The following is an 8,632-nucleotide window of genomic DNA, read 5'->3' as shown; positions in this document are numbered from 1 at the left end:
AACAGACCTTTGCAGATGGTGTTGCGGGCTTAAAGGATGGAAAGGAGTTTTTGTGCTTTATATTGTGATGTTAGGTGGCCGGCATGCAGCCGCCAAAATTGAAGTTCATGATGTGGTTTTTGTCAGCGGAGAAAACCTGCAGCAGCTTTATCCACAATTGCGCCAACAATGGTTTGGTCGGGCAGAGGGTTTGCATATTGATTGCTGGATGGCTGTTGATGGTGTTGAGCAATACAAAGTCAGGTTAAGTAATGTAGCGCCAGCTGCAGATGAACCCAGATTATTTTTTATCAATCTGGGAGGTTATTTACCTGGCAATTTTGGCGAAGAACATCGTTATTTATTGGTGGTTGCAAAGGACAAAATGGCTGCCAAACAAAAAGGTAAAACAATGCTGGCAGCCCAATGGGAAAAACCACACACCGACAATCTGTGGGATTTGGATGATTGTATTGTGATAGACAATATTGATGGACGATATGTCCATCTGACTGCAGAACCACATCAGGGCATCACACAGCAGCACGATTATATTTTGTTGTAACCGAAGTACGACAAACAGAACAAGGGTTTCGCCGGCACAATGCCGGTGACAACCAAATCTTCAGATTGACCCGTATTGTCAAAATTCCGAAGTTCAACAGTGATTATTTTAAAGAGTAAGCACGACGATGATCTTAAAAGATAAAACTCAAACCAGCTCGGCATCTATCAAAATGGATGCCGGCATTAAACAAGAACATGACGTTGCGTTTTACCTGCGCCGAGCCTACAAGGACCGCGATAATGTGATGGTGTTTAACGATATCCGCCTGTCGCATGCTGGCGAACACGCGCAAATCGACCATCTGATTGTCTATAGCTACGGTTTTATTGTGGTGGAATCCAAGAGCATTCGCGGCGAAGTACAGGTCAACGAATACAGCGAATGGAGTCGTAGTTATAAAGGGCAGTGGAGTGGTATGCCATCGCCGATTAAACAAGCCGAGTTGCAGCTTGCGCTGTTAAAACAATTACTCAGTGCCCATGACTCACAGTTGCTTGGCACCTTATTGGGCATGCAGCAGGGTTTTGGAGGTCGTTGTTTTGATGTGTTTTGCGCGATTTCCAGCGATGCCATCATTGACCGCAGTAAAGCACCGATTGATGTGGCTGATAAATTAGTCAAATCCGAGTTTGTGGTCGAAGCTCTCGACAAAAAAATGGATTTCAAAACGTTTTTTCAATTCAAAGCCCGGCTTGCTGAAAATAGACCAAGTTTTACCGCACAAGAACTGACAAAAATTTGCGATTTCATTTTGGCGCATACGAGCCAGCCGTTTGCGCCATGCACTGAAAACAACGTCGTTCAGCAACGCCAGGTAATAGTCAAGGAAGCAATCAGCGAAACAGATCAAGTCAGTGAATGGGTTTCACACGAGCTTAAACCTGCCGAAATACTGCCAGACACCAAATTAGCCCAAGTCGCGCACATCAAAGGACCGCATCATTCAGTAGCAGTAACATGCAAGCACTGTGGCGCAGCTGATGGCTTAACTGCACAGTCGGGCCGTTATGGCTATTTTGTGCAATGCGGAAACTGCGGCGGCAATACGCCATTAAAACGACCATGTCCGGTATGCAAGAGTCAGAATACCAAGGTAAGTAAGTCACAGTCCGTTTTTACTCTGGGATGTCAGGCCTGCAATGCTTCAATGGAAGTTTTTAGATTGTCGTAAATCAAAGTGGATTTTAGTATTGGTTGTTTTTAATTGGACTGAGTGAGCGGAGCGCTGCGGGCATTCATTGCAATCAATGACAAGCAGTGTGAAAAATGACAATGACACGTGGGAACTACACATGATAACTGCCATTTGTACTTTGTACTCTAATATTGTATTTAACATAATATACATTATGGGATATGTTTGGTGCGTTGCTTAAGGCAGTTCTGAACCTTACTCATTAGGTTATTTTTAGACATAAGATGGTTTTTATGAGCCGCTGTTTTATACAACGCTAAAACTCAGTTTTTGTACAAGGTTTGGTTTCAACCAACTTTTTAATGCTCATCATACAGCCCGTTCTGGTTGAATCTCCAACCAAAGGTTAATCCATGCTTAAACATGAGCTGAGTATCAACTTTGTTCTCTTTGCTTGCGAAAACCAGCAGCGTTAGATTCATTTCCACGGCCTGACAAATAGACAGTTGTTTTTTTGTTTTCTGGTAATTTAAAAACTACTTGTTACGTAACTACTGAACTATAATTCGGAAAAAACTGAAAGATAAACTAAAAATGGCTCTTAGCAACGCCGAGCGGCAACGGAATTATCGTCAAAGACGGCAGGCAGAATTTGTTATTGCCAAAACATTACGTAATGAGCGTGATGATTTGATGTCGGAAATGACAAAGTTACGTAACGAAAATAATGTTTTAAAACAAGAGATTATAAATCTAAATAAAAAAATATCTGCGATGGATATGAAACTTTCTACATCCATGGATGCTGCTCCTTCAACGACTGAATTTCCTTATGAAGAACGTTTGATCCCACTTCGGATCCCGTTGAAGTATCAGCAGATCCATACTGCAGCCCTGGCGGATGAGGAATTTACCAGAATCACACCACAACTTTGGGTGCGCTCTAAAGGGGTTGCAAATTACAAATTTGCGTATCGGTTGGTATTGCTGCAGACAGGTAATAGATATCTGTTAGAGCTCAGGCCTGCGCTTGATCGGAAATCTGAAGAAAAACTGCAGTCTTTTATTACCTGGCAAGAGATGGAAGATTATATAAAGGAGCGTGGTCTTTAAAATAAGGTACTCGATAGACATGATCACGGGGTACCGAAGTCCCCTGCTCTGTCAGACTAGATTGATACTTTAGAGTGTGGTCTGAGCGGCTTTGATACCTACCTGTAAAATGTCGCCTTTTTCATTCAATTGCCTTACTGTCAGCACAAGCTGATCAAGTTGCAGGCTGTCACCTACCACAACACGGCGGTGGAAACGTTCTGTTATGTAGTCCGATAATGATTGTTGAGGATCCAGATCACCAAATTCAATGGTGTAAAAGGCCCCTAAGTCTGACAACAGGATCTGGCCATTGAGTACAAACTCACCGAAAAAGTCTTGTCTGCTGACTGTTGCAGCTTCAGCATAACTGGATAAAACCTCACTCAGATAAGTTGCATCAGTAGCTTTTGCCAGCACCATAATAGTGTCTTCTGGTTTGAATAAGGTGCAGTTTGTGCTTTGCAACCATTCTCCATGCCGGACAAGTCCTAAAAACTGCACGCCGTTTGGCACTGGTAGTTGCTGCCAGTCCGCATCAACTACGGCGGAATTTTTATCAACTTTGTAAGCAAGCAGCTGCAGAATATCGTTGCTTGGTACCGCCTCTAATGCCATTACATGATCCGGGCCCGGAGCTTTAGGCACTTCCAGCTTTAACCAGCGCGCGACTGGTGCAATGGACCAGCCTTGGATCAACAAAGACACAATCACCACGAAAAATGCAACGTTAAAATACAAATCCTGATTTGGCACACCGGCAAGCCAAGGTATCAAAGCAAGGATAATAGGGACTGCACCGCGCAGCCCTACCCAACTGATAAAAAGCTGATCTCTTTTGGGATATCTGAATGGGATAAGGCTCAACACGACTGCCAGCGGTCTTGCCAGGAAAATCATCACGAACGCCAATAACAAAGCCGGCGCGGCATATTCCAATAACTTAGATGGTGTCACCAATAAACCCAACATCAGAAACATCACAATCTGGCTTAACCAGGCCAGACCGTCGTGCATGCGTAATATATATTGCACCTGTGCCAGTCTGGCATTGCCAATCAGAAAGCCTGCCAGATAAACGGCCAGAAAACCACTTCCTCCCAGCTGGTTGGTAACCCCAAAAGTAAACAATGCATAAGAGACTGCAAATAAAGGAAAAAAAGCGGCGCCAAGCGGCAACTTACGACAAAACCAAATAAATGCTCTACCGCCCAGGTAACCCATCAGAGCGCCAATAATGGCTTGTTGAAAAAAGGTCATTGTTAAGCGCCAATCCAGGCTGGATTCACCTGCGACAACACTGACCAGAGTAAAGGTCAGCATCACAGCCATCGGATCGTTGCTACCCGATTCTATTTCAAGTGTAGAAGCGACCCGTTCTTTAATATTGAGCCCGGCAGACTGAAAAATAGAGAATACGGCAGCAGCATCTGTTGAACTTAGAATAGCACCCAGCAATAAGCCTTCGAGTAAGGTAAGATTAAATAACCACATAGCTGCTATACCCAGTACAGCACAGGTGATCAGTACACCCACAGTTGCCAGCATAGCGGACGGAGCCAGCACCACTTTAAACCGATCTGGATGAGTGCGCATACCGCCGTCGAACAAGATGATGACCAATGCGACCGAACCAATCAACAAAGCCGAATCAGGATTTGAGAAACGGATCCCGAGCAGGCCATCTTCACCTGCCAGCATGCCAATAATGAGGAAAATTAATAACAAAGGCGCGCCGAAGCGCGCCGATATTAATGTCGCGATAATGCTAAGCGAAAACAGCGCGCCGGCAATTAAAATACTGAGGTTCACTGCATCCAATAGCGCGTCCTTTATAGTGGAGTGTTTAGTTCCTGATAAATCGCCTGTAACGCGGCGAGTGGATCTGCGGCTTTAGTTACAGGCCGGCCTATCACCATATAATCTACGCCGGCAGCCAGGGCCTGAGATGGTGTCATCACCCGTTTTTGGTCATCAGCAGTAGCGAAAGACGGCCGTATGCCCGGAGTAACCAGACAAAACTGCTGGCCAAATTGTTGTTTCAGCATTTGCGCTTCCTGCGCTGAGCATACGACACCATCAAGGCCGGATTTTTGTGTTAAAGCGGCTAAGTGCAGAACCTGCTCGGCTGGGCTGCGGTTGATGCCAAGTTCAGTTAAATCGCTTTGTTCCATTGAAGTTAGCACAGTTACAGCAATTAATAACGGCCGCTCTTCACCGAAGGTTATCAAGGCTTCCCGCGCGGCCGACATCATGCGACTGCCGCCACTGGCGTGCACATTGACCATCCATACACCAAGATCGGCAGCAGCCTGAACCGCTTTTGCCACAGTATTGGGAATATCATGAAATTTCAGGTCTAAAAACACATCAAAATGGCGTTGTTGCAGTTCTTTAACAAAATCAGGACCAAAATGGGTGAACATTTCTTTGCCTACTTTCAGGCGGCATAAAGACGGATCCAGCCGGCTGACGAGTTCGAGGGCCGCTGTTTTTTGTTCAAAATCCAGTGCCACAACTATTGGGCTTTGCGTCATGTTCATTTTCCTCTTTAACTAACGGCCGTCTATGCCGCTTAATGGTTCCACAGTTTCCCATTGCTGGCAGGACGGACATAACCAATAGGTTTGCCGTGTTTTAAAACCACAATTGCGGCAACTAAACAAAATTTTTGTTTCCAGATAAGCATTCACCAGTTGTTCTACTGAATGTAAAGCCGCTCTGTGTTCTGGTTCTGTAATTTGGCGAAGTTGTAATACCCGCTGAAATAGCCTGATGTTGGGTTGTTGCTGTAGCTTCTCCAGCAATAACTGTTCTCCTGCTGCCGGCGAGCCGGTCTGTACCAGCCAGTCAGCAAGATACATGGTTGCGGTAACGTTTTTTTGTTTGTGAGCGAGCTGACTAAGCAGTTGATACCATTCCTGAGCCGGCAACTGGCATTGGATCAGGCCAGGCAATACTTCTGCTGACCATTGTGGTTTTTGTGCCAATACAGCTTTAAAAGCGACTGCAGCGTCATCCAGCTGCTGCTGTTGTAATAACAATTGGGCCAGCTGCATTTTGGGTCTGATAGATTGTGGATATTGTTGTGTTAACAAGCGCAGTGAAAAAGCATCCAGTGGTCTTTTTTCATCCTGACAACGCATATTGCTGATAGCGATACGAAGCGACTTCGAATCTGTTTTATCTACCTCGGGGCCAAAGATTGCAGCTTTATGCCAGTCATGAGTAGCAATGAATAGACTGAACAACTGTTTTAGTGCTTTTTCGCGGAATGCATCAGTGCCGACCAGTGCGGTTAACAAAATTTCCGCCCTGTCGTACAGTCCCGCCGAATAATAGTCGTTGGCAAGTTCCAGCTGAATTTGCTGTGCCTGTAATTTTGGTAACTTTAACTGGTGCAATTTTTCGTGAATGCGAATAGCTTTATCCCAGTCACCACGGCGACGGAATAAATTGGCCAAAGCCAGATAGGTATCAATAGTTGCAGCTTCAATATCAAGAAGCTGCAGCAATTGCTCTATCGCTTTATCTTCTTGATCAGTAAGGAGAAAATTAAGACCAGATGACAGGTTTTTAGCAACATTCGCTTTGCCTTTTAACTCTTCCTGTCTAAGGCTGTTTCTGCCATAAAACCATCCGTAAGCGGCGGCGACTGGCAGTAACAGGAAAAGCAGCTCTAGCATAGCGGTTAGGTCTTGCTGATTGCTTTAGAAAACCAACGTTTGGTTTTAAGTTTGAATAAAATAGAAAGGGATAAACTCAGACCAATAGCAAAGCCGAGTAACAGAAACAACAGGGCTATATCCACAACCCGTAACTCAGCTTTGGCAATAAAATAGTTGAGCTCAGCAGCTTGCTGATTGATTGAACCAAAAAACAAGCCAATCACGACCAGAGCAACAAAACACAGAATGTAAATCAGTTTTCTCAAACTCAACTCCGTTTGTACACAGCCTTAGCTGGTACCAAAACATCCCTGATCAGGTGTTTTCTTTTACGCGATCGCGTAATTCTTTACCTGGTTTAAAATGCGGCACGTATTTGCCATCAAGTTCAACTTTGTCACCCGTTTTCGGGTTACGACCCACACGTGGTGCACGATAATGCAGGGAAAAACTACCAAAACCACGAATTTCAATGCGCTCATTTACAGCTAAAGAACCAGCCATCTGTTCAAGAATTTCTTTAACAGAAGATTCAACATCTTTGACTTGAACGTGAGGAAAATCGCTTGCAAGCTTTTCAATCAATTCCGATTTGGTCATAGACCCTCCGCTTAGAATGTGGTCTGGAGAATTCGACTGGGGCACCACTTAGCACCCCAACCGATTTACTTCAGCATTTACCCTTTATCTTTGAACCTGTAGCTTTGTTGACTTCGTGCTCTCACCCCAGTCACATAGGACAACTATGCTCCTGGGGATTCGCGCACTTGCCGCCGCGCTACAATCTCAAAGCTTTTGGGCAGCTTAGTCAGCTTTCTGAGCTGCTTTGAATGCTTCAGCCATAGCGTTACCACCAAAGTCAGCATCATCTTGCTTCTTGATAGTGTCCATAGCTTCTTTTTCTTCAGCTTCGAATTTCGCTTTGATTGACAGGCTGATTACGCGGTTTTTGCGATCAACACCCATCAGACGAGCTTCAACTTCTTCGCCTACTTTCAGCACAGTAGATGCATCTTCGATACGCTCACGAGCGATGTCTGATACACGTACATAACCTTCAACGCCGCCTTCGAGCATTACTGTAGCGCCTTTAGCGTCAACAGCAGTTACGTTGCCTTTAACGATAGCACCTTTTTTGTTATCAGCAAGGTAGCCGTTGAACGGATCTTCGTCTAATTGCTTGATGCCTAAAGAGATACGCTCGCGCTCTGGGTCAACTTGCAGTACAACGGCAGAAACTTCGTCACCTTTCTTGAATTCGCGAACTGCGTCTTCACCGGTAGAGTTCCAGCTGATGTCTGATAAGTGAACCAGACCGTCGATACCACCGTCCAGACCGATGAAGATACCGAAGTCAGTGATTGACTTGATTTTGCCAGAAACGCGGTCGCCCTTGTTGAAGCCCTTAGCGAACTCTTCCCATGGGTTAGCTTTACACTGTTTCAGACCTAAAGAAATACGACGACGTTCTTCGTCGATTTCCAGAACCATAACTTCCACAGAATCACCTAAGTTCACAACTTTAGATGGGTGGATGTTTTTGTTGGTCCAGTCCATTTCTGAAACGTGTACCAGACCTTCAACGCCTTCTTCGATTTCAACGAAGCAGCCGTAATCTGTCAGGTTAGTAACGCGACCAGTGATGCGAGCACCTTCTGGGTAACGTGAAGCGATAGCTGCCCACGGATCTTCGCCCATCTGTTTCAGGCCTAAAGAAACACGTTGTTTCTCGCGGTCGAACTTCAGAACTTTTACCGGTATCTCGTCGCCAACATTGACGATTTCGCTTGGGTGCTTAACGCGTTTCCAAGCCATGTCAGTGATGTGCAGTAAGCCATCTACGCCACCCAGGTCAACGAATGCACCGTAGTCAGTCAGGTTCTTAACGATACCTTTAACTTCCATGCCTTCTTCCAGGTTCTGCAGCAGAGTATCGCGTTCAGCACTGCTTTCAGATTCGATCACAGCACGACGTGAAACTACAACGTTGTTGCGCTTCTGGTCTAATTTGATAACTTTGAACTCAAGTTCTTTGTGTTCTAAGTGCAGAGTGTCGCGTACCGGACGTACGTCGACTAATGAACCAGGCAGGAATGCACGGATACCGTCAACTTCGACAGTGAAACCGCCTTTAACTTTGCCAGTGATAACACCGATAACGGTAACTTTATCTTCACAGGCTTTTTCCAG

9 protein-coding genes are annotated in these 8,632 nt (G+C 45.2%); 3 read left to right on the top strand and 6 right to left on the bottom strand.

Annotation, left to right across the window (positions count from 1 at the left end):
- The first annotated feature begins 52 nt into the window (after positions 1–52).
- From RCH83_RS00165 to RCH83_RS00155, 3 genes are all read left to right on the top strand, one after another.
- Entirely contained in the window at positions 53–544 is a 492-nt protein-coding gene (locus tag RCH83_RS00165; protein WP_306517937.1) for a DUF1543 domain-containing protein, read from the top strand.
- A gap of 127 nt (positions 545–671) precedes the next feature.
- On the top strand, positions 672–1,718 hold the full coding sequence (locus RCH83_RS00160; protein WP_306517935.1) for an NERD domain-containing protein: 1,047 nt from the start codon (positions 672–674) through the stop codon (positions 1,716–1,718).
- A 558-nt stretch (positions 1,719–2,276) separates the two neighbouring features.
- A complete protein-coding gene (locus RCH83_RS00155; protein ID WP_306517933.1) occupies positions 2,277–2,795 on the top strand; it encodes a hypothetical protein in 519 nt (172 codons plus the stop codon).
- A 69-nt stretch (positions 2,796–2,864) separates the two neighbouring features.
- On the opposite strand, the gene RCH83_RS00150 is transcribed toward RCH83_RS00155, so the two are convergent.
- From RCH83_RS00150 to rpsA, 6 genes are all read right to left on the bottom strand, one after another.
- A complete protein-coding gene (locus RCH83_RS00150; protein ID WP_306517939.1) occupies positions 2,865–4,586 on the bottom strand; it encodes a potassium/proton antiporter in 1,722 nt (573 codons plus the stop codon).
- Positions 4,587–4,606: 20 nt separating this feature from the next.
- Positions 4,607–5,317 carry an orotidine-5'-phosphate decarboxylase gene (gene pyrF, locus RCH83_RS00145; RefSeq protein ID WP_306517931.1) on the bottom strand — a complete coding sequence of 237 codons (711 nt, stop codon included), beginning with the start codon at positions 5,315–5,317 and terminating at the stop codon, positions 4,607–4,609.
- 12 nt (positions 5,318–5,329) lie between these two features.
- Complete coding sequence (locus RCH83_RS00140; RefSeq protein ID WP_306517929.1) at positions 5,330–6,289, bottom strand: N-acetylglucosaminyl transferase; 960 nt, start codon at positions 6,287–6,289, stop codon at positions 5,330–5,332.
- A gap of 176 nt (positions 6,290–6,465) precedes the next feature.
- Positions 6,466–6,708, bottom strand: coding sequence for a lipopolysaccharide assembly protein LapA domain-containing protein (locus RCH83_RS00135; RefSeq protein WP_306517927.1), 243 nt, complete (start codon positions 6,706–6,708; stop codon positions 6,466–6,468).
- Positions 6,709–6,757: 49 nt separating this feature from the next.
- Positions 6,758–7,042, bottom strand: a complete 285-nt coding sequence (ihfB, locus tag RCH83_RS00130; protein ID WP_306517925.1) for an integration host factor subunit beta — start codon at positions 7,040–7,042, stop codon at positions 6,758–6,760.
- 204 nt (positions 7,043–7,246) lie between these two features.
- Positions 7,247–8,632, bottom strand: a 1,386-nt coding sequence (gene rpsA, locus RCH83_RS00125) for a 30S ribosomal protein S1 (protein WP_306517923.1), incomplete at its 5' end; no start/stop codon positions are given.

Origin of the sequence: Rheinheimera sp. (assembly GCF_030824435.1) — a bacterium.
In the GTDB taxonomy this organism is placed as follows: Bacteria; Pseudomonadota; Gammaproteobacteria; order Enterobacterales; family Alteromonadaceae; genus Pararheinheimera.
Note: the sequence above shows the minus strand (reverse complement) of the source record. Positions and strands in the feature narration are given on the sequence as shown.

Excerpts from the sequence above, each read along its gene's own strand:
- RCH83_RS00160 (WP_306517935.1), top strand. The coding sequence starts at position 672 with ATGATCTTAAAAGATAAAACTCAAACCAGCTCGGCATCTATCAAAATG.
- pyrF (WP_306517931.1), bottom strand. The coding sequence starts at position 5,317 with ATGAACATGACGCAAAGCCCAATAGTTGTGGCACTGGATTTTGAACAA.
- ihfB (WP_306517925.1), bottom strand. The coding sequence starts at position 7,042 with ATGACCAAATCGGAATTGATTGAAAAGCTTGCAAGCGATTTTCCTCAC.
- RCH83_RS00155 (WP_306517933.1), top strand. The coding sequence starts at position 2,277 with ATGGCTCTTAGCAACGCCGAGCGGCAACGGAATTATCGTCAAAGACGG.